General features: G+C 41.9%; 20 protein-coding genes. All 20 read left to right on the forward strand.

Annotated elements, in window-relative coordinates; translation table 11 throughout:
* Positions 1-344 precede the first annotated feature (344 nt).
* The 20 genes from BU200_RS07825 (at position 345) to BU200_RS11695 (ending at position 21,618) form a co-directional block, all read left to right on the forward strand.
* Positions 345-647, forward strand: coding sequence for a WXG100 family type VII secretion target (locus tag BU200_RS07825; protein WP_075099632.1), 303 nt, complete (start codon positions 345-347; stop codon positions 645-647).
* A gap of 76 nt (positions 648-723) precedes the next feature.
* On the forward strand, positions 724-3,900 hold the full coding sequence (gene esaA, locus BU200_RS07830) for a type VII secretion protein EsaA (RefSeq protein WP_075099633.1): 3,177 nt from the start codon (positions 724-726) through the stop codon (positions 3,898-3,900).
* Between the two features lie 428 nt (positions 3,901-4,328).
* Entirely contained in the window at positions 4,329-4,793 is a 465-nt protein-coding gene (locus BU200_RS07835; protein WP_075099634.1) for a type VII secretion EssA family protein, read from the forward strand.
* 3 nt (positions 4,794-4,796) lie between these two features.
* Positions 4,797-5,039, forward strand: coding sequence for a type VII secretion protein (locus BU200_RS07840; RefSeq protein ID WP_075099635.1), 243 nt, complete (start codon positions 4,797-4,799; stop codon positions 5,037-5,039).
* A 123-nt stretch (positions 5,040-5,162) separates the two neighbouring features.
* Positions 5,163-6,371, forward strand: coding sequence for a type VII secretion protein EssB (gene essB / locus BU200_RS07845; protein ID WP_075099636.1), 1,209 nt, complete (start codon positions 5,163-5,165; stop codon positions 6,369-6,371).
* Positions 6,372-6,382: 11 nt separating this feature from the next.
* Positions 6,383-10,759 carry a type VII secretion protein EssC gene (gene essC / locus BU200_RS07850; protein WP_075099637.1) on the forward strand — a complete coding sequence of 1,459 codons (4,377 nt, stop codon included), beginning with the start codon at positions 6,383-6,385 and terminating at the stop codon, positions 10,757-10,759.
* Between the two features lie 12 nt (positions 10,760-10,771).
* Positions 10,772-11,077, forward strand: coding sequence for a DUF4176 domain-containing protein (locus BU200_RS07855; protein WP_075099638.1), 306 nt, complete (start codon positions 10,772-10,774; stop codon positions 11,075-11,077).
* Positions 11,078-11,080: 3 nt separating this feature from the next.
* Positions 11,081-11,515 (forward strand): YwqH-like family protein, encoded by a 435-nt coding sequence (locus BU200_RS07860; protein WP_075099639.1) that lies wholly within the window; start codon positions 11,081-11,083, stop codon positions 11,513-11,515.
* A gap of 3 nt (positions 11,516-11,518) precedes the next feature.
* Positions 11,519-11,797, forward strand: coding sequence for a TIGR04197 family type VII secretion effector (locus BU200_RS07865; protein ID WP_075099640.1), 279 nt, complete (start codon positions 11,519-11,521; stop codon positions 11,795-11,797).
* A 14-nt stretch (positions 11,798-11,811) separates the two neighbouring features.
* Positions 11,812-13,662 carry a T7SS effector LXG polymorphic toxin gene (locus tag BU200_RS07870; protein WP_075099641.1) on the forward strand — a complete coding sequence of 617 codons (1,851 nt, stop codon included), beginning with the start codon at positions 11,812-11,814 and terminating at the stop codon, positions 13,660-13,662.
* Between the two features lie 15 nt (positions 13,663-13,677).
* Positions 13,678-14,148, forward strand: a complete 471-nt coding sequence (locus BU200_RS07875; RefSeq protein ID WP_075099642.1) for a hypothetical protein — start codon at positions 13,678-13,680, stop codon at positions 14,146-14,148.
* Between the two features lie 201 nt (positions 14,149-14,349).
* Complete coding sequence (locus tag BU200_RS11730; RefSeq protein ID WP_342352165.1) at positions 14,350-15,132, forward strand: TNT domain-containing protein; 783 nt, start codon at positions 14,350-14,352, stop codon at positions 15,130-15,132.
* The gene (locus tag BU200_RS07885) at positions 15,132-15,461 is read left to right on the forward strand and encodes an Imm59 family immunity protein (RefSeq protein ID WP_075099643.1); all 330 of its coding nucleotides are present in this window, start codon (positions 15,132-15,134) and stop codon (positions 15,459-15,461) included. The genes BU200_RS11730 and BU200_RS07885 overlap by 1 nt, the downstream gene beginning before the upstream one ends.
* 312 nt (positions 15,462-15,773) lie before the next feature.
* Positions 15,774-16,058: a TIGR04197 family type VII secretion effector gene (locus BU200_RS07890; protein ID WP_075099644.1), complete on the forward strand. Its 285-nt coding sequence runs from the start codon at positions 15,774-15,776 to the stop codon at positions 16,056-16,058.
* A gap of 9 nt (positions 16,059-16,067) precedes the next feature.
* A complete protein-coding gene (locus BU200_RS07895) occupies positions 16,068-18,050 on the forward strand; it encodes a T7SS effector LXG polymorphic toxin (protein WP_075099645.1) in 1,983 nt (660 codons plus the stop codon).
* The gene (locus BU200_RS07900; RefSeq protein ID WP_075099646.1) at positions 18,047-18,382 is read left to right on the forward strand and encodes an Imm59 family immunity protein; all 336 of its coding nucleotides are present in this window, start codon (positions 18,047-18,049) and stop codon (positions 18,380-18,382) included. The genes BU200_RS07895 and BU200_RS07900 overlap by 4 nt, the downstream gene beginning before the upstream one ends.
* A gap of 263 nt (positions 18,383-18,645) precedes the next feature.
* Complete coding sequence (locus tag BU200_RS11260; protein ID WP_169822876.1) at positions 18,646-18,822, forward strand: hypothetical protein; 177 nt, start codon at positions 18,646-18,648, stop codon at positions 18,820-18,822.
* Between the two features lie 9 nt (positions 18,823-18,831).
* Positions 18,832-20,811, forward strand: coding sequence for a glycohydrolase toxin TNT-related protein (locus tag BU200_RS07905; protein ID WP_075099647.1), 1,980 nt, complete (start codon positions 18,832-18,834; stop codon positions 20,809-20,811).
* The gene (locus BU200_RS07910) at positions 20,811-21,140 is read left to right on the forward strand and encodes an Imm59 family immunity protein (RefSeq protein ID WP_075099648.1); all 330 of its coding nucleotides are present in this window, start codon (positions 20,811-20,813) and stop codon (positions 21,138-21,140) included. Before BU200_RS07905 ends, BU200_RS07910 begins: the two co-directional genes overlap by 1 nt.
* A gap of 346 nt (positions 21,141-21,486) precedes the next feature.
* Positions 21,487-21,618 (forward strand): hypothetical protein, encoded by a 132-nt coding sequence (locus BU200_RS11695; RefSeq protein WP_280523043.1) that lies wholly within the window; start codon positions 21,487-21,489, stop codon positions 21,616-21,618.
* Positions 21,619-21,774 lie beyond the last annotated feature (156 nt).

Consider the following 21,774-nt stretch of genomic DNA (forward strand, 5'->3'; position numbering starts at 1 on the left):
GTCCGAGTTCAGTTATATAAGATGTGAAGCCGTTAAAAAAACGAACGAAAAATAGGAGACTGACGAGGTGTTCGATGAACACAAGGAAGTCTATCTTTTTTCCGAGGTTTTAGGCTGAACTCAATTATACAAGACGAGTAAACGAACTAATAAAAGATAAACTGAATGACTATATTTCCAATCTCAAAACCTTGTCTCTCTTCATTTTATTGGGTCGAAAGCGCTATTTTGTAGAATTTTTGAAAAATTTTACAATAAAATTAAAAAATAGCTTGCAAATCGTTGCAATCCATCATAAATTATGGTATGATATATTTATCAAATATTTAAAAGGAGAATGTATTATGTCTGGACAAATTCGTGTATCCCCAGAAACTCTAAAAACTCGTGCTAAAGAATATGGCAGAGCTGCAAATGATATCAATCAAATCTTGAATAACCTTCAACGTTTGCAAGACACACTTCGTAGCGAGTGGGAAGGTGAAGCCTTTAATGGATTTGATAACCAATTCAACGAGTTGAAGCCAAAAGTTCAGAATTTTGCTGAATTGATGCAACAAATCAATGTTCAACTTGATAAGACTGCGGATATTATGACAGAAAATGACCTTGCTATCAAGAGCGGATTTGGTCTTAATCACGGCTAAAAACGACAAATATATGTGTTGGGTTGGGGAGGCTTCCTCAACCCTTTTTATTTATTATTTCATATAGGAGAAAACTGTGAACAAGAAACGATTAACCTGGTTAGGAGTGGCTTTATTAGCAATGACGATCGTCATCTCTTTTTTAGGAGTTATAAAACCAACTCCAATTAGCAAGACTTCTTCAGAACAAACCGTTCAGAAGAGTCCCTTAAAAATTGCTGTTGTCAATGAAGACAAGGGAACGAATTATAACGGAGAGAATGTACATATCGCAGACACCTTGCTCAAATCATTGGCAACTTCTACCGATTACGATATTGAGACGGTATCCCGCTCGATTGCAACCAAGGGCTTGGAAAATAATACGTATCAGTTAATGATCATCTTTCCCAGTAAGTTTTCCGAAGAGAGCTTGGCACTTGAGTCTACGAACCCCTCGCGGGCCGTATTTCAGTATGAAATTAAATCAGATAAGCAACTGGTTGTAAAGCAGGCTGAACAAGCAGTCATTGATTTTAAGAGCCTGTTTAATAAAGATTTGGTCAATATCTATTTTCTTAGTATCATCGGGAACCTTCAGACAGCCCAATCCCAAGTTTCCGACCTTGTGACCAATGAGGGCAGTGCCTTAGATACGTATAATACGAAATTAGTAAACCCGCTGACCTCCTATTCTCAGCTATTTGCAGGACTAGGTTCCAGACCAAATGATTTAGTCAATACCTATTCCACCTTCAGCAAGGAACTCAATCATACAAATGACGCGTTTACATCAATTGTTAGCGTAGATAAAAGCTACGAAGATGAGATCGAAAAAATCAAATCCCTGCAAGAATCTTGGCAATCATCAATTGATGCAAGAGAAACGACTTTGCACAATTATGATGAAGCATTCTCTAAGTTAACGGTAGAACAAGAGCTGGGTCAGATGAAGGCACTCAATTCCTATATTTTGGAACATTTGAGCGAACCCGAGGTCTGGAAAGACACAAGGGATAAAGTAAACGGCTTCAACACAGAATTAAGCAGTTTTGTTGCTCGACTTAGAAAACTAAATACCGATATTGATACGACCTTAGCAAATTATGAAAAGACGATTGCGACAGCTGTCGAAGAATCATTGAACGATACGAGTGGGCAAGCTGACAAGACAGAAGAAATCAAGCAGACGCTAGGACTGTATTTCAAGACGCTACATGACACCATGCTTTCAAAAATGGATGGAACCATTGCGACGACGCATTTCTATACAGATACGACCATTGATAGTATGGGCTTATCGGATGCGGATAAGGCTTACCTAAAGACTATCAATCGTTTTGTGGAATGGTATGCAGAAAAAAATGAAAAGTCCCTACCAACAACGCGTACAGCTACTTTCCAACAAGAACACCTAGCAGAAGTCAAAAAGGCTGCCTTGCAACAGCTCCAAACACAACGCTCTATTTCTTTTAGTGATCTAGAGGGCAATGTTACCAGCGTACACCTATTTGTTCCTGCAAATTATAGAGTTAATGTCAGCAATTATCCTGTCTCACAAGTCAGCGATACAGAATACACCATCAGTGGTTTAAGCGGTACTTCATTTACGATTTTGTACAATCTTGAAGTCCTTAATCCAGAGCAAATGGATATCTTCCAAGATGTGCCGGTACGAGCAGTTGTGAAAACCTCTCAAGAAGTTGAGGCACTTTCTGGTGAGCAGGAGGAGAAAAAGGTTCCTGTCAAAGTAACAGTTCCCGCAGATGCAGAAAAACCAGATGCCAAACCTCAAGAAATAGAGGTAGAGACCACTGTTAGTATCCCCAAAGCAGAAACCAAGAACATTGCGAGAACCTACTCATATACTGATGTCATTCCTAACGTATCTGCCTATGCAGTCAGCCAAGGAGGGCAAGCTGTTTATAATGATGTGAAAGGCTATATCGAAGTTGCTTCTCTTGCAGCTGCCTTCTATGATATGGATTTACAATCAGGGAAAGTAGAACCGGGTCCATCTGCCTTATTGAGCCAGACGGACACTGAAAACCTCAAGGCAATCATTGTCCAGCTAATCAAGGACGCAACGATTTCCAGCTTGAAAGAGCAATTAAAAGTCCCAGAGCAAGACTTGGAACAGTTTGAGGCTAAAATGACGAATGCCGAGGGGCTTGTTAAAAACATTGAGGCTTTAAGAACCAATACATCAGATTTACTTGTCAAGTTGGGAGCGACACTTCAGGAAACCGAGAAAGTCCATGAAAGTATTCAGAATAAGCCGGTCTTCACTGAAACAGAAAAACGGGAGAATACAGGTCTCGTGACGGTTACAATGGACATCAACAAGGATCTGTCCCGACTGATGGCAGCAAGTCAAACCCTGATGAACAATACGAAATCCAATCAATCCGTATCTAAAACCATAGAATCTGATGTAGAAAAGCTGTCCACAGATGTTGCCAATCTCGAGAAAGAGGGAGAGTCCTTATCAGGCCGTGTTACAGAATTGAAAACGGTGATGGATACTACCTACAATTCCAATAAAGACTTCCTTCAAGCCTTTTCAAGCGTTTTGAGCAACACTAAGACAGGAAATAGTAAAAATGAAGCTGTCTATGACTACTTATCGAACCCAGTTGACGCTTCCAATATTCAGAATGTATTGAAAACCACTGCAGTGACCAAGGTAAGGACAGCACGTCAAGATGAACGCTCGGGTCTATTGATTATGCTGATTTGTTATCTGGTAGCTTTAGGAATTGCCTACTTGTTACAACACGCGGATATTGCAGGCTTACAGCAACGCCTAAAGATTACCAACCGTATCCATTGGAAAAATGCGACAGGACCGATGACATTCTTGACGGGAATGGGCGCTATTGCAGGCTTCCTGATTGCAGCCATAGCAGGATATAAGTTGGACATGAATGTCGGTCAGATCATAGCCTTCATCCTTCTCCTAGTACTCATCACCCTCTGTTGTACCTATGCCATCAATGTGATGTTAGAGAAGTTACGCAGTTTAGGATTTTTAGTGGGAATTGTGCTATTGCTTTTGTACCTAGTGACAGCAGGTCAATTATTAGATGCGCACTATGTTAGTTCTGCTCATTTCTTAGACACACTTTCTCCACTATCACATCTAGAAAAGCTGGTAACCAATTTTATTAACCATACCCAAGGTTGGGAACTAGCTACTGTCTTGGTCTTCTTTGTGACAATTGTGCTAGGAACTACGAACACCCTGATTTACAGAAAGGTAAAAGAAAGGTAATACTCAATCAAAATTCAAAAGCCAGCAGGCAGTGAGCCTCGGGTTGTACTATACTCAAGGAAAATCAAATAGACGATCTTCAACTATCTGGGAGATAGGCTTAGCGTGGCTAATTTCCTATAAGGTGAAGCTAGAACTCTATTAAGGGAACAGGCTGAAAACCTCTACTGGAGTTTAAAGTATCCTTTTGATTTTCAAAGAGTATAGTCGTTTCGTTTATTTTTAGTACTAACTCAAACAGTCTGGGAAGACACTGTTTGAGGTTGGAAATGAAGAAAAGGAAGTTTTCGTCAAAAGTCGCAGCTTGTACTGGGGTACGGTAAGGCGAGTTAAGGAAGTAGTAAAAATATAAATTAAATGACTTAAAGTACGGCAAGGCGGCGCTGACAGAGCTTGAAGTTGATTTTTGAAGAGTATAAGGAATGACTATGAAAAAAAGTATTATCTTAGGAGCCACCTTATTAACCATTTCTTTCATAGGTATTTCAGCCTCCGCAGACAGCGGTTCACTGAAAATCGATACCGATATTCATTCAAACCAAGAGTCCAAGGAACTCCATTATATCGAGCAAGAAAGTGAGCTTGCAAAGTTGTTCCGGCTAGAAACAACGGAAGCGATTCAACAAATGCAAGAACAGGAAAAGGAAACAGCGACAAGAGAACGGAATCATCTGTTCTTGGAAAGCCTATCCAGTCAAGGTATTATAGAAGCCTATCAACCCTTGCTGTTTACTTCAAAGACCATGATTTCAAATACAGGAGACTACCATTTTTCCTTGAGTGGAAAGTCTCCTGCCCTTTCGTGGCAAGTGCTAGGAATGTTAGGTCTAGGATTCTGCCTGATGGGATATTCGATTTTTCGTGTCTTTAGTCAAAGAAAAGGAAAGAAATAGTATATGGATGGATATATCAACGTTAGTCTGGATCTTACCCTAGTGCTTAATCGGCAGTTTGATCTAAGAATCCCTGCCTCTATGACCTTAAAAGAATTATTGCAGGTCGTATCGGATTCCTACGGTCTCTCCTTGCAGATCGTCAATCCAACGGCACGAGTGCTACAAACAGGGCAGATGATTGCAAGTACAGGAACACTAGAGAGCTTGAAAAATGGGGTACGATTACAACTAGAAAACATGTAATACTCTATAAAAATCAAAATCTGACTAGGCAATGAAATCGCAGGTAGAACTGAAGTTCAGCAAGATGAGTTAACGACGTCAGATGTTGATTTTTGACGAGTATAAGACAGGATGGAGCCAACGATGAAAAAACTAAAAATAGAATTACTAATAGAGGATGTAAAGGGAAATCGTGAGGTAGCCTATACCTTATTAGAGGCTGACCATCCTCTTTTTCTTACAGCAGATGTTCATATCAAAGAGGAAGTACTGCTAGTAGAAACTCATCTTGAAGAGGGAATGTATGACTGGGGACGCTTAGGTGAGCTTACTGTGGAAGAACAGCTGCGCCACCTCTTGAATATTGGTCGCCTCTATGAGGAGCTGGCATTTTCCAAATACACGTATTCATTCGATCCAGAATCAATTGTTTTTACCATGAATGCTAGCCCTCGCTTTATTCATAAGGGAATCAAGGGACAAGTACCACCGTATGACCTGCTGACAGCAGATGAGTTTCTTCAACGCTATAAAGCAATGATTTTGTCCCTCCTAGATGATAAGACAGATTATTCTTCCTTGATGGATGGGAAGCTCCCTTTTTATAAAGGAAACCTTTTCTGTGAAACGATTCTAGAGGCAGAGAGTATTCCAGACGTGGTGAGCCTGCTTCAAGAAAAGTATACAGAGGAGAAAGACTTCAATGAGCAGCATTACTCAAGAACGCCGAATAGCCTCCTGACAAAATTGAAGTTTTCTGCCCTCGTTTCCTCCATTGTAGCCCTTTGCTCATTGGTAGGGATTGCTTATCTGTTATTCTTTGCCCTGCCAAGGCAGGAAATGATTTCAACGATTCGCCTAGCCTTTATTCAAGAAGATTATTCACAGGTTATCTCAAGCGTGAAAAATATTGACAGCAAGTCCCTAAGTCAAGACGATAAGTACATAGTCGCCTATTCAGTCGTCATGACAGAGCATTTGACGGACGAGCAAAAAGCAGAATTAAGTAAGATTTCTAGCCAATCCAATGAAGATTACCTCCGGTACTGGGTGCTGATAGGTCAAGCTAAGATTGATGAAGCGATCGATATTGCAAGTTTCCTAGATGATCCACAGCTCTTGATGTATGGAATGACGAAGAAAATTGATGAGATTCAGCGTGATCCAGAAATGACATCAGAAGAACGTACAGAAAAGATCAATGGCTATAAGTCGAAATTAGAAGAATTGAAAAAGCAATATCTCACCCCTTCTGATACTAGCGAGAAAGAAGAGACCACCAAGATCGAAGACGCGTCGTCAGCTGCGACCAGTTCCTCGGCCACCACTTCATCATCAAGTTCAAAGCAGTAGGAGGAAGATAGATGATATACCTTATTTATCAAGAGAATGCCTATCCTCTCTATCCAGCAAAGACTTATCTACTAGGATCAGAGCCTCTTTCCGATATTCGACTCCCGCTGGACGATTCCCTCTCCTTAAAAGTAGAGAAAGAGGCGGTGTCTCTATCAGAACAGAATTACAGAGTAGGGATTCATCAGGTTTCCCTAGCGGATGCCGTCACTATCACGCTCATGATTCTCCCTGAACCCCAGTATTTTCTCCTACCCAAGAACTCCCTCTACTTATCTGGCGCGGAGGATGCAACGGTTCGCTTAAAAGGTTACTCTGGGGAAATAGTCTATACTTTCCATGAGCATACCAATAGTAAGATTGATTTCTTTAGCAGTGATACCTATTTCTTAAATGGTCATAAGCAGTCAGGGAAAGGTGTCGTACGCGAAAACGATATTCTTGTTTTCGAGACAGGGATTGTCCTCACCTTACAGAAGCAGGTTCTTTCTCTGGCCACCCTTTTTGAGCTTGAAACAAGCCTGCTGACCTTCTTTGAAACAGTGGCAGAAGATCGGGCGAAAGAATTTCACCGCTCGCCACGTATTATTTTAAGAGAGCCAGAAGGACAAATCACCATCGCCTCTGCTCCGACAGATGAGGAGATGACCAAGCAGTCATTATTAAAACTCTTGATTACTCCGCTTGCAATGATTGTCTTTACCGGTCTAACCTATCTATTTTCCAGAAGTGGTGGTATGGTCTTCATGATGATGGGGATGTCCGTCATTACCATTGGAACTTCCATTCATACCTATTTCACCGACAAGAAAAATCATAAAGAAAAACAAGCCCAAAAGTTAGACGACTACATGTCCTATTTGGATACCAAATACAAGGAGCTTTCAGCCTATCAAAAAGAGCAGATAGAAGCCCTCTTTTATCACTATCCAGATACCCAGACCATTCTTGGGATGGCAGAAGCCACCGATAGACGCATCTATGAAAAAACACCCTACCATTTTGATTTTCTGACCTATCGTTTAGGACTAGGAGAAGTACCAGCCAGCTTTCAAATTGATTATAGTAGCTCTGAACTAACAAAATATAATGCAAAAGCAGGACAAAAAGTAGAGGAACTTTTATCGTACTATAAAATGATCAGTCCAGTTCCGATTCAAAACGCTATTGCAGCTCCCATTGGTTATATTGGTAATCGGAGAGTTGTGATAGAGCAGGTTCAGCAACTGATGATGCAGATAGCAACCTTCCAAAGTTACCATGATGTCCAATTTATTCCTATTTTCCGTGAAGAAGAGCTACCGCTTTGGGACTGGAGCCGCTGGTTGCCCCATACCAAGATTCAAGCCTTTAATAGCCGCGGCTTTGTGTACAGCCAGCGGACGCGTGACCAGCTGCTAACCTCTCTCTATCAGATTATCAAGGAGCGAAAGCTAGATAGTGATCAAGACAAGAATGCAGAGAAGCAGTATGCCCCTCGTTATATTTTATTGATTACAGACCTAAGCCCCCTCCTAGATCATAATATTATGGAATATATCAATGAGGACTTGTCACATCTGGGAATCCACTATATTTTTGTAGAAGAAGTGATTGAGAGCTTGCCAGAGCATATACAGACCGTCGTAGATTATCGAGGTGACAAGAAAGCAACTCTCTTGCTTCAAAATGGGAGCTATGTAAACGAGGCATTTCTACCGATGCCAATGATTGATGTCCAAGCCAAGGAAGACTTTGCACGGAACATGGCGGGAATCAACCACGTTCAAACCCTGCGCAATTCTATTCCTAATAGCATTACTTTCCTAGAAATGTACGGGGTCAGTCGTGTAGAGGAATTAGATCTATTGACACGCTGGTCTGAGAATGAAACCTACCAAACGATGGCAGTTCCCTTGGGCGTTCGTGGTCGTGACGATATTCTCTATTTGAACTTGCACGAAAAGGCCCACGGACCACATGGACTGATTGCAGGAACCACAGGATCAGGTAAATCGGAACTGATCCAGTCCTACATTTTATCCTTAGCCGTTCATTATCATCCCTATGAAGTAGCCTTTCTCTTGATTGACTATAAAGGGGGAGGTATGGCCAACCTCTTTGCGGATCTTCCCCACCTTGTAGGAACCATCACCAACTTGGATGGCAATCAAGCAAATCGCGCCCTCGTTTCGATTAAGGCAGAGCTGAAAAAACGCCAGCGCATCTTCTTAGAAAATGATGTAAACCATATCAATCAATATACCAAACTCTTTAAGGAGGGCAAGGTTAAGGAACCACTTCCGCAATTGCTGATCATCAGTGATGAATTTGCGGAGCTAAAGGCCAACCAGCCAGACTTTATGGACGAATTGGTCTCAACTGCCCGTATCGGTCGATCATTGGGGGTAAAATTGATCCTAGCAACCCAAAAACCAAGCGGCGTAGTCAACGACCAAATTTGGTCCAACTCGAAATTTAAGATCGCCCTAAAAGTGCAAGATATTGCAGATTCACGAGAAGTCATTAAGACACCTGATGCAGCTGAAATTACACAAACTGGACGGGCATATTTACAGGTTGGAAACAATGAGATTTACGAATTGTTCCAAAGCGCTTGGTCAGGAGCTGACTATAATCCTGACGGGAAAAATCAAGTCCAACGAGAAACCACGATCTATGAGATTACAGCCAGTGGTCAATACTCACCAATCAACAAGGATTTGAGCGGTTTAGCAAATCAAAAAGAGGTCAAGGCTGTTCCCACAGAGCTGGATGCGATTGTCGAAAAAGCCCATGAAGTATTTGAAAACTTACAGCTTCCAAAAGTGGCAAGCCCCTGGTTACCTCCCCTAGAAGAGAAGATATATGCTAAGCAGTTGCAATCGGTGGACTTTAAGGACTACTGGAATCAGAAATCAGGTCCACTAGAAATCTTGATGGGGTATCAGGATATTCCAGAAAGACAAGAACAATCCCCACTCTATTTCAATATGGAGCAAGCAGGCCATATCCTCTTAGTCTCTAGTCCAGGGTTCGGTAAATCTACCTTCCTTCAGAGCTTAGCAGTAGATGCCATGCGCAAACATACACCAGCTGACCTGCATTTCTACCTCTATGACTTTGGAACAAGTGGGCTGATTCCGCTTTCTGATTTCCTTCATGTAGCAGATTATTTTACCCTAGATGAAACAGAGAAAATTCTCAAGTCAATGCGTCGTCTCCACGAGATGGTCAAAGATCGTAAAAAGGCCTTGTCGAAATTAAAAGCAACAAACTTACGTCAGTATAATCAGTTGTCTGACTCTAGTTTCCCAACAATCTTTATCATGATTGATGGTTTTGACAGTGTGACGGACGCACCATTTATAGATTCTTTCTATGATGTGCTCAATATCATTGCGCGTGATGGTGCATCACTAGGAATGTATCTAGTGACGACCATGTCTCGTCTCAATGCAATGAGATTGCAGCTCCAGTCTAATTTTAAAACAAAAATTTCCCTCTACCTATTTGATACCAGTGACCTATCAGGTATTGTAGGACGTTCAAATATTGAACTAGATGAGATTAAGGGACGAGCAATAACGAAATTAGATGAGATTACTCAATTCCAAATAGCCCTACCCTATATGAGTGAACAATATGCCGACTATATTGCAGAAGTAGCGCAAGAAGTTTCCGCCATGAATACTGCCTATACAGGTGAATTACCAAATCCTGTACCAATGTTGCCTGAAAGGGTGACGCCAGACCATCTGGTCGCTTCTACGAAAGAATTGGTTCTCGGCTTAGATAGGGAGTGGGTTCAACCAGCTGGATTTGGTTTTGATGCCCCTATTTTGATGGCTGCGGAAGGGCCAGTATTTATCAATAACTACTACAAGATACTCGATTTCCATATCAATAGGCTGAAAGAACATTACAGGGTCGTTGTCCTTGATAATGATGAGAAGATCCCACAGCAGTTCTTTGAGGGAGCCAATCGCTTCAGTAGTAGTTCAGAAGTGGGTAATGTACTTCGGACGATTATAGATGACTTAAAAGATAGAATAGCCAAACCTCAGGAAAGGTACCCAAATTGGCTAATCATTATTCCAAATATTGCTACGACAGGAATGAGTGCCGGTTTGAATGAAGCCGACATGAAGCTGCTCTTGGCTGAGGGTGCCAAACACGGTGTCACAGCTCTCTTTGTAGGAAGCTATCAAGACCTTGTCAATAATAGTTACGATAGCTATGTCAAACTCATGCTTCAATTAGTCGAGCAGGTCTTTTTAGGAGTTCGTATCAGTGACCAAAATCATACGCGCTATCCATATCTGAATAATGAACCAGCGCTTCGACCAAACCAAGGCTATATCCTACATCCAGAAGGATATGACTTTATTCAATTATTAGAGCTTTAGAAAGGAGATTCTATGTCAGATGTTACCCTCTTACCCTTAGGCAGTCTTGTGATCCTCAAGGGAAATACAAAGAAAATGATGATTGTATCACGTGTTATTGCTGTACCCGTCAAGGGAGAAGTCTACCGCTTTGATTATGGTGCCTGTCTTTACCCAGAGGGGCTCATGGGCGATAGCCTTATCTACTTTAACCAAGAAGACATCTTAAAGGTTGTCCAAGAAGGATATTTGGAAAATATCGACCATATTTTGAATACCACTGACATTCCGAAAGGAAATGTGTCCGAATTAAATGGTGTCAATGGTCTTGGAGGATAGGCTATGGGTAAAATGGATGACACTCAAATTTATCAACTGCAAGGGCAGGTTGATGCACACTATGCAAATCTTTCAGCAGCCTCCGCAACGATCGCTTCCATTGATGAAAAATTAGAAAGACTACGGTCTGTCAAAAAGTCGATTGGGAATATTCAGACGGATGTCAACGACACCAAAGTTTCCATCATGCTCAAAAAGGAACAACCGGACTGGAAAGGAAAGCAAAAGGAAGAGTTCACCAGCAAGTGGGAGGAATTTTCGACGGATTACACGAGCTTTCAGACAGAAATGAACACCTTTTATGACGCTATTTGTGATGAAATCACCCGGCTGGAAAATCAGAAGAATGAGCAGAATGGCATCATTGGCTGGTGCCAAAGCCAGATTAATCATCTAGGCAATTTCATTGAGAAACTACTACACACCAAGGAGGGATAGGATATGTACGGCGTTATTCAATTATCAGATGTTGTCTTTCTGTCCCATGTCAGTAAGCTCTCGACTGCCAAAGCTAGCCTAGCTGACGGAAGCAAGCCCGTCTTTGAAATAACTTCAGAGTCAAAGGTCTTGGAACTTTACCAGCAACAATTTGACGACTTGTACCAGCTGATCACACAGTATACAGCCTTATTAGAAACGGATATTACCCGCATTTCAGATGCAGGTAAAGAGCTTACCCGGACAGATAATGTCTTGGGGAAATCCCTTTTTCAGGTCTGAATTAAGGAGGGCGTATGAGTTACAAGATTCGATTTGATGACATTACCAGCTTTCAGACTACTAGCCAGACAAGCATTGCGTCATGGGGGCAGTCAATTGCCAGTATCAATACCGCCATGTCAGACTTTATCAATGACAGTAGCCTCCAAGGAGAGGGGATTGCGGGAATCCGCACCTATCTAAGCGAAGTACATGGCACCTTGTTACAGACCTTAATAAATTTGATGAATGATTATTCATCTAGTTTCTTACTGTACAAAGATGGCTATTATAATATAGATAGCGATCACCACGCAGAACTGCCCGAACAAGTCTTTACCACTCTTCAGTCAGACTTGAAGAACTCTCATGACCGCTTCAATCACCAGCTAGAGCTTCTAAATGCCGAAAAGGATAAGATTTCTGACTTGGTTTCCTACTCGGGTACCAGCCATACAAGTACCGCTTTAGACTATGGCGTCTTAACAACCAAACTCACCACTCTGGATAATGCAATCCAGCAGTATGAAAGCAATCATGCCCGACAGGACTTGACTGCCTTTAAGGAGCTGGTATCTGCGACTAAAGCTCTGTTATCGGAATACAGCGGTCAAACCCGCAAGATTAGCTCTTATCGGTCTGGTGATTTGGGAAAACTCCAATCAGTAGAACGCTTTGCGACCGCCTATCAACAGGTGGAACAACACATCACCAATACAATGGACAAAGTGCAGGCAGCCCAAGAACGAGACCGAGTGAGATTTGAAGCCCTAGCAGCAGAAGAGAGAAAGACCCAAGGCTGGATTGACCTTGCCCTAGGAGCTGTAACCATTGCCGTTGGTGTCGCAGCCATTGTGGCTAGTGGCGGAGCTGCTACTCCTTTAGTGGCAGGAGCTTGGATTGCAGGTAGTGGAACGGTTGCCTATGGTCTCTCCAATACAGTTGAGGCAGGGCACAACCTTTACTTAGGCTACCAAGGAGACGGCAAGACCCACGCCACCAATCCCATTCGCGATACCCTATTTATGGGCAATGACAAGACCTATCACCAAGTTGGCGGTCTCTTTACCACCGCCAGTGCGGTGCTGATTCCCATAGGCAAGACCCAGAGCTTTGCCAAGGGCTTAACAGAATTTACGATTGGAGAGGTTGGTGGTTTTGCCGGACACCAAGCCGCCTACCACGGTACCAAACTCCTCGGCGGCAGCGAAGCAGATGCCCAACGCGCCAGCCTTGTCGGCAGTATCCTAGGAGGCTACGCAGCCTCGTCCGCGGCAGCCAAGTTTAGTTTGAATAGGGTAAGCGAGGCGAAAGTGACATCTTTTATAGATGACATGAGCCCTGAAGATGCGCAGAGGTATGTGGCTTGGAATGTAAAGAGGAAAGCAGGATTAGACATTGTATTAGAGAATGATATTGTTCTAACCAGTAAAGGTTTACGACCGCATCCAACTCGATATTTATCTGATGATTATTTAAAGAACCATCTTTCACAATTTGAAAATGGTGCTACAATAATAATGACGAAAGAGCAATATATTACTTATGTCAAAGGTAATCCAACAATAGGTATCGTTGCGGATCAATCTCAATTTGTAATGCCGAAGGACTTTGGTGATAATGTAATTTTGGGAGCAAAAGGTGATATTTCAAAAATTGAATCTGCTCTTGGTTTTGATGTGGGACACTTTGCAGACGGAGGAGGGCTTATTAGAATTGATGTAGCTAACTTGGATGAAGTCGGTTTAAGATTGCCGTCTGGAAATGAATTTGGAGCTAATAACCATTGGTTACCAGGTGGTTTCACGGATGGAGGCGTTCCTGAGGGTGTTACAGGTCTAATTCCCAATAATTCCGCTAATGTCAGTATATCTGAATTAAAATAAAAAAGGAGAAATAAAATGGAAGTTAGGAATCAACTACTGCAAAGTATCGCAAATGATTCATTATTAGAGTTCTTATTGGGAAGTGAGAAGTATTTTATAGAAAGCTCACCTTTCTCTCCTGAAGCTGGACAAGTTGATACAAGTAAGATAATTTCGAAAGGGATTTATAAATTATACCTTGAAGATGAGAAATTCAAAAATTTGTTTGAACAATCACTATGTGAAATGGTTGTTTCTTCTGATTATGGACTATATATGTCTTTGAAATATTTTGCATCACTATTATTTAAAGAAAAAAATCATTTATCGCCATTTGAAATTGACAAAACTCACCTATCAGAGGTTATTAAAAGTAATCTTGCAATTAGAGAAAATGCTATAAAATCAAGAGGGATAGAAGTAGGTATCATTGGACACATAGATGCTTGGCCTGAAATCGAAAGGATTCGTCAAGTGATAAAGGACGAGTATGGTATTCAATTGTAGAGTTAACAGAGACCATATCAATGAGTACGGAAATGTGAAATTTAAAGTGTCGCTGCTTCCATAGGCAAGACCCAGAGCCTTGCCAAGGGCTTAACAGAATTTACGATTGGAGAGGTTGGTGGTTTTGCCGGTCACCAAGCAGCTTACCACGGTACCAAACTCCTCGGCGGAAGCGAAGCAGACGCCCAACGCGCCAGCTTTGTGGGCAGTATCTTAGGAGGCTACGCCGCCTCGTCCGCGGCGAGTAAGTTTACCTTGAACGACATTGCCCCAAGTAAGGCAAAAGTACCCGAAGTCGATAGACCTTCCTATAACAGAGAACACATTCTGAAGAATATTGAAGAAAGCAAGCTAGCGAGAGAAAGTTCGAAGTTTGATGATTATTTACGACGGGAATATACCTTGAATGGGAAGTATTTCCCCGAGCGTATTGAGCTTCCTAATGGTCAGCGAGCCTATCTTTCGGCGGACACATTTGAAGGAAAAGCAGTGCCTGTTCGTTCACGAGATTTTGTGAATGCGGAAGGTCGTATCAAATGGCCTAAAACGGGAGACGGATTTGTACTAGATGGAGCAGGTAATCCAATTACGGAGCCTGCAGATCTTAAAGCAGGTCAATTGGTAGATCGCTATGGTTCAAGTGGTGGTCGATTTACCAGTCCTATAATAGATGGAGAGGTGACCCCATTTAACAAACGAGGTTTGCCATATCCAGAGAGTTACCAACCTTATAATAGATATGAGGTGGTAAAGGATATAAGTTTGGAAAATCTAAAAAGTGGATATGACTTATTGTCAGAACAGGATAAAATTGTATTATCTAAGCTGATGAAAGACCGCAAGTTTACTTTGGAAGATATGGCAAATGTCCAAATGGGGAAAATTGCTAAAGTTTTTGGACAAGGTGACGGGATACAAATAAAATTTAGTACAAGTGTTGTTTGGTATGAAAAAATGGGATTATTAAAGGAGGTTGTGAACTAATGTTTGATCTAGAAAAAGAGCGTTTAGAGATTTTATCAGATATTCGTGAGTTAGGTTATGAAAGTTTGAGATTTTCAATTTTCGATGATCATAGGCCTAGAGAGTGGGAAACACGTATTGAATTTAATCATGATACTGAGGAATATGAAGTGTACTCGACAATGGATAGGGCTAGTACTAATGGTAAGGATTTATATCCAAATTTTCAGGAAGCACGGGCTCGTTTCATAGAAATTCTTAAAAATGTTGTTTTTATAAATCGATATTATGGTAAAGAAGGAATGGATATAGAATATTCTTCACCATTATGGGATAAGACAGATGATTGACATGATAGTGTGAGAGGAAATAGAAGTGTAAAATTTTTGATAGTATCTTTTACCAGTCTGCCTTTAGTGCGTGGCCACGCAAGCAACCGACTTTGTCGTTTCATTGCTAAACTGAAAGCCTAAGGTCTTTCAGTTTGCCTCTACCCTAATCAATGATTAGGGTAGTTTTCGCACAGCGGCGACTGGCATAAAGATCTATAAATATATTAGTGGAATAATGAGCAGAATGGTATCATTGGTTGGTGCCAAAGCCAGATCAATCATCTAGGCAATTTCATTGAGAAATTACTACACACTAAGGAGGGCTAGGATATGTACGGCGTTATTCAATTATCAGATGTTGTCTTTCTGTCCCATGTCAGTAAGCTCTTAACTGCCAAAGCTAGCCTAGCTGACGGAAGCAAGCCCGTCTTTGAAATGACTTCAGAGTCAAAGGTCTTGGATCTTTACCAGCAACAATTTGACGAATTGTACCAGTTGATTACACAGTATACAGCCTTATTAGAAACGGACATTGCCCGCATTTCAGATGCAGGTAAGGAGCTTGCTCGGACAGACAATGTCTTGGGGAAATCCCTATTTTCAGGTCTGAACTAAGGAGGGTGTATGAGTTACAAGATTCGATTTGATGACATTACCAGCTTTCAGACTACTAGCCAGACAACGATTGCCTCATGGGGGCAGTCAATTGCCAGTATCAACACAGCCATGTCAGACTTTATCAATGATAGTAGTCTCCAAGGAGAGGGGATTGCGGGGATCCGTACCTATCTAAGCGAAGTACATGGGACCTTATTGCAGACCTTAATAAATTTGATGAATGATTATTCGTCTAGCTTCCTGCTCTACAAAGATGGCTATTATAATATAGGAAGCGATCACCACGCAGAGCTTCCCGAACAGGTCTTTACCACTCTTCAGTCAGACTTGAAAAATTCTCATGACCGCTTTAATCATCAGCTGGAACTTCTAAATGCCGAAAAGGACAAGATTTCTGATCTAGTTTCCTATTCTGGTACCAGCCATACGAGTACCGCTTTAGACTATGGCGTGCTAATAAGCAAACTCAAGACCCTAGATAGTGCGATCCAGCAGTATGAAAGCAATCATGCCCGACAGGACTTGACTGCCTTTAAGGAGTTGGTGTCTGCGACTAAAGCCTTACTTGCAGAATACAGCGGTCAAACCCGCAAGATTAGCTCTTATCGGTCTGGTGATCTGGGGAAACTCCAGTCAGTAGAACGCTTTGCGACTGCCTATCAACAGGTGGAACAACATATCACCAATACAATGGACAAAGTGCGGGCAGCCCAAGAACGAGACCAAGCAAGATTTGAAGCCCTAGCAGCAGAAGAGAGAAAGACCCAAGGCTGGATAGACCTTGCCCTAGGTGCTGTAACCATTGCCGTTGGTGTCGCAGCCATTGTGGCTAGTGGTGGAGCCGCCACTCCTTTAGTGGTAGGAGCTTGGATTGCAGGTAGCGGAACGGTTGCCTATGGTCTCTCCAATACAGTTGAGGCAGGACACAACCTTTACTTAGGCTACCAAGGAGACGGCAAGACCCACGCTACCAATCCCATTCGGGACACCCTATTTATGGGCAATGACAAGACCTACCACCAAGTTGGCGGTCTCTTTACCACCGCCAGTGCGGTACTGATTCCCATAGGCAAGACCCAGAGTGTGGTCAAGGGATTGACAGAATTTATGATTGGAGAGGTTGGCGGTTTTGCCGGACACCAAGCAGCCTACCACGGCATCAAACTCCTCGGCGGTAGCGAAGAAGACGCCCAGCGCGCCAGCCTTGTCGGCAGTATCCTAGGAGGCTACGCCGCCTCGTCCGCGGCGAGTAAGTTTACCTTGAACGACATTTCCCCAAGCAAGGCAAAAGTACCCGAGGTCGATAGACCTTCCTATAACAGAGAACAAATTCTGAAGAATATTGAGGACAGCAAGCTAGCGAGAGAAAGTTCGAAGTTTGATAATTATTTACGACGGGAATATACCTTGAATGGGAAGTATTTTCCAGAAAAGATTGAAATGCCTGATGGCAGTACCGCTTATATGTCAGCTGATTCTTTTGCCGGGCGGCAAGTTCCTGTTCGATCAAGAACTTATGTAGATGCGGAAGGTCGTATCAAATGGCCTAAAACGGGAGACGGATTTGTACTAGATAGAGCAGGTAATCCAATTACAGAGCCTGCACATCTTAAAGCAGGTCAATTGGTAGATCGCTATGGTTCAAGTGGTGGTCGATTTACCAGTCCTATAATAGATGGAGAGGTGACCCCATTTAACAAACGAGGTTTGCCTTATCCGGAAAATTTCCAAACCTATCATCAGTATGAAGTGGTAGAGGATCTCACAAAAGAAAATATTTTGCGAGCATTTAATGAGCTACCTGCAGACATTCAAAACAATATAGCCCAAGATTTAGAAGTTTTTGGAAAAACGATTGAAGATTTAGCAGAGATTCAAAAAGGAGAGATTGCAAGAGTCTTTGATTCTGGAGGAGGAGTTCAAATACAATTTACAACAGGTATAAAAGTATATGAAGATTTAGGGTTGATAAGGGAGGTAATGAAATGATAAAACAACAAGATATTGCTAAGTTTAAAGAGATTATCAATACAGATATGAACAGGTTAGGTTTATCTAGTTTACATTATGTACTTTTTGATGAAACAAAGCGATTACCGTGGGCGATTCATTTGTTTTGGAAAGATGGAACATTTAAAGTGAATATGCGAGATGAGCGTTCTTATGTACTTAGCAAAACATGGGAATTTGATGATTTTGAAACAGCAAAGACTTTCTTTTTACAAAAAAATATTGATTTTGTAGCATTAAATAAACGGCGAGTTACTAGAAAAGAATACTCTCTATACCCTTCTCCTTTATGGGATAAAACAGATGATTAACAATCAGTATATACAAATATGCCAGTTTGCCTTTAGTGCGTGGCACGTTGTCACAGTCAGGGAATTGACTGTGACAAATAGGAAATGGGAACTGCGGAGCAGTTTTTCTACCGACTTTGTCGTTTCATTGCTAAACTGAAAGCCTAAGGTCTTTCAGTTTGCCTCTACCCTAATCAATGATTAGGGTAGTTTCGCACAGCGGCGACTGGCATAAAGACTACAATATGAATTATCTATAAATATCTTAGTGAAGTAAAACCGAATTGGAAAGGAAAGTAAAAGGAAGAGTTCGCCAGCAACAATTTGACGACTTGTACCAGCTGATTACACAGTATACAGCCTTATTAGAAACGGATATTTCCCGCATTTCAGATGCAGGTAAGGAGCTTGCTCGGACAGATAATGTCTTGGGACAGTCCCTATTTTCAGGTCTGAATTAAGGAGGGTGTATGAGTTACAAGATTCGATTTGATGACATTACCAGCTTTCAGACTACTAGCCAGACAAGTATTGCCTCATGGGGACAGTCAATCGCTAGTATCAACATAGCCATGTCAGATTTTATCAATGACAGCAGCCTCCAAGGAGAGGGGATTGCGGGAATCCGCACCTATCTAAGCGAAGTACATGGCACCTTGTTACAGACCTTGATCCATTTGATGAATGATTATTCATCTAGTTTCTTACTGTACAAAGATGGCTATTATAATATAGATAGCGATCACCATGCAGAACTGCCCGAACAAGTCTTTACCACTCTTCAGTCAGACTTGAAAAATTCTCATGACCGCTTTAATCATCAGCTGGAACTTCTAAATGCAGAAAAGGACAAGATTTCTGATCTAGTTTTCTATTCTGGTACCAGTCATACGAGTACGGCTTTAGACTATGGCGTGCTAACGACCAAACTCAAAACTCTGGATAATGCGATCCAGCAGTATGAAAGCAATCATGCCCGACAGGATTTGACTGCCTTTAAGGAGCTGGTGTCTGCGACTAAAGCCTTACTTGCAGAATACAGCGGTCAAACCCGCAAGATCAGCTCTTATCGGTCGGGCGATCTAGGGAAACTCCAGTCAGTAGAACGCTTTGCGATCGCCTACCAACAGGTGGAACAGCATATCACCAATACAATGGACAAAGTGCAGGCAGCCCAAGAACGAGACCGAGTAAGATTTGAGGCCCTAGCAGCAGAAGAGAGAAAGACCCAAGGCTGGATTGATCTTGCCCTAGGAGCTGTAACCATTGCCGTTGGTGTCGCAGCCATTGTGGCTAGTGGCGGAGCTGCTACTCCTTTAGTGGCAGGAGCTTGGATTGCAGGTAGCGGAACGGTTGCCTACGGTCTCTCCAATACAGTTGAGGCGGGACACAATCTCTATCTAGGCTACCAAGGAGACGGCAAGACCCACGCCACCAATCCCATTCGCGATACTCTATTTATGGGTAATGACAAGACCTACCACCAAGTAGGCGGTCTCTTTACCACCGCCAGTGCAGTGCTGATTCCCATAGGCAAGACCCAGAGCCTTGCCAAGGGCTTAACAGAATTTACGATTGGAGAGGTTGGCGGTTTTGCCGGACACCAAGCAGCCTACCACGGCACCAAACTCCTCGGCGGAAGCGAAGAAGATGCCCAGCGCGCCAGCCTTGTCGGCAGTATCCTAGGAGGCTACGCCGCCTCGTCCGCGGCGAGTAAGTTTACCTTGAACGACATTTCCCCAAGTAAGGCAAAAGTACCCGAGGTCGATAGACCTTCTTATAACAGAGAACACATTCTGAAGAATATCGAAGAAAGCAAGCTAGCGAGAGAAAGTTCGAAGTTTGACGATTATTTACGACGGGAATATGCCTTGAATGGGAAGTATTTTCCAGAAAAGATTGAAATGCCTGATGGCAGTACCGCTTATATATCAGCTGATTCTTTTGCCGGGCGGCAAGTTCCTGTTCGATCAAGAACTTATGTAGATGCGGAAGGTCGTATCAAATGGCCTAAAACGGGAGACGGATTTGTACTAGATAGAGCAGGTAATCCAATTACAGAGCCTGCAGATCTTAAAGCAGATCAATTGGTAGATCGCTATGGTTCAAGTGGTGGTCGATTTACCAGTCCTATAATAGATGGAGAGATGACCTCATTCAATAAACGAGGTTTGCCATATCCAGAGGGTTACCAACCTTATCATAGATATGAAGTGGTGATAGATATTAATAAGTCCAATTATGAAAAGGCATTAAAGAAATTGAGTCCAATAGATAGACAGCAAATAGAAATTGATATGGAAGATTTTGGGTTTGGTCCAGAGGATATGTACAATCCTCAAAAAGGAGAGATTGCTAAAGTATTTGGACAAGGTGGAGGTGTCCAAATTATGTTTGGAACATCTATTAATTGGTATGAAAAATTAGGGTTTATTAAGGAGATAAAATAATGGTAGATTTAGAATTAGAAAAGAAAAATTTAATAGATGAAATAAAAAATAAAGGTTATGAAAGTTTGAGATATTCTATTTTTAATGAACATAGGCCTTTAGAGTGGGAAATAAGACTGGAATTTGACAGTAGGAATCAACTTTACTTAGTATATGCTACTATGGACAGAGCTAGTCAGGGAAAATGTTTTCAATACTTAAATTTTATAGAGGCGAAAAATAAATTTATGGAGCTGCTGGATCGTGTTGTTCTAAGAAATCAATATTATATAAATAATGGTTGGGCTACTCAATACTCTTCTCCTTTATGGGATAAAACAGGTGATTGACAATCAGTATTTATAAATATGCCAGTCTGCCTTAAGTGCGTGGCACGCAAGCAACCGACTTTGTCGTTTCATTGCTAAACTGAAAGCCTCAAGTCTTTCAGTTTGCCTCTACCCTAATCAATGATTAGGATAGTTTTCGCACAGCGGCGACTGGCAAGTAGTATAACTGTTTGAATGTTTAACAAGAAATCAATTACCCAAAGATATGGCTTATAATAATAAGGGATGCTAAATATTTATATTAGAAACGGATATTTCCCGCATTTCAGATGCAGGTAAGGAGCTTACCCGGACGGACAATGTCTTGGGGGAATCCCTGTTTTCAGGTCTGAACTAAGGAGGGCGTATGAGTTACAAAATTCGATTTGATGACATCACCAGCTTTCAGACTACTAGCCAGATAACGATTGCCTCACGGGGGCAGTCAATTGCCAGTATCAATACCGCCATGTCAGACTTTATCTGGGTAGTATCTTAGGAGGCTACGCCGCCTCATCAGCGGTGAGTAAGTTTAGTTTGAATACTACTGTGGTAAAAAATAGCCTAGATGATGTTCGTATCCCTAGTAAGCCACAAAGCACTACGCAAAGGTTTCATGAAATTTCTATTGTAGAATACGCAGATAATATGAGCC

The organism is Streptococcus acidominimus, from assembly GCF_001921825.1.
In the GTDB taxonomy this organism is placed as follows: domain Bacteria; phylum Bacillota; class Bacilli; order Lactobacillales; family Streptococcaceae; genus Streptococcus; species Streptococcus acidominimus.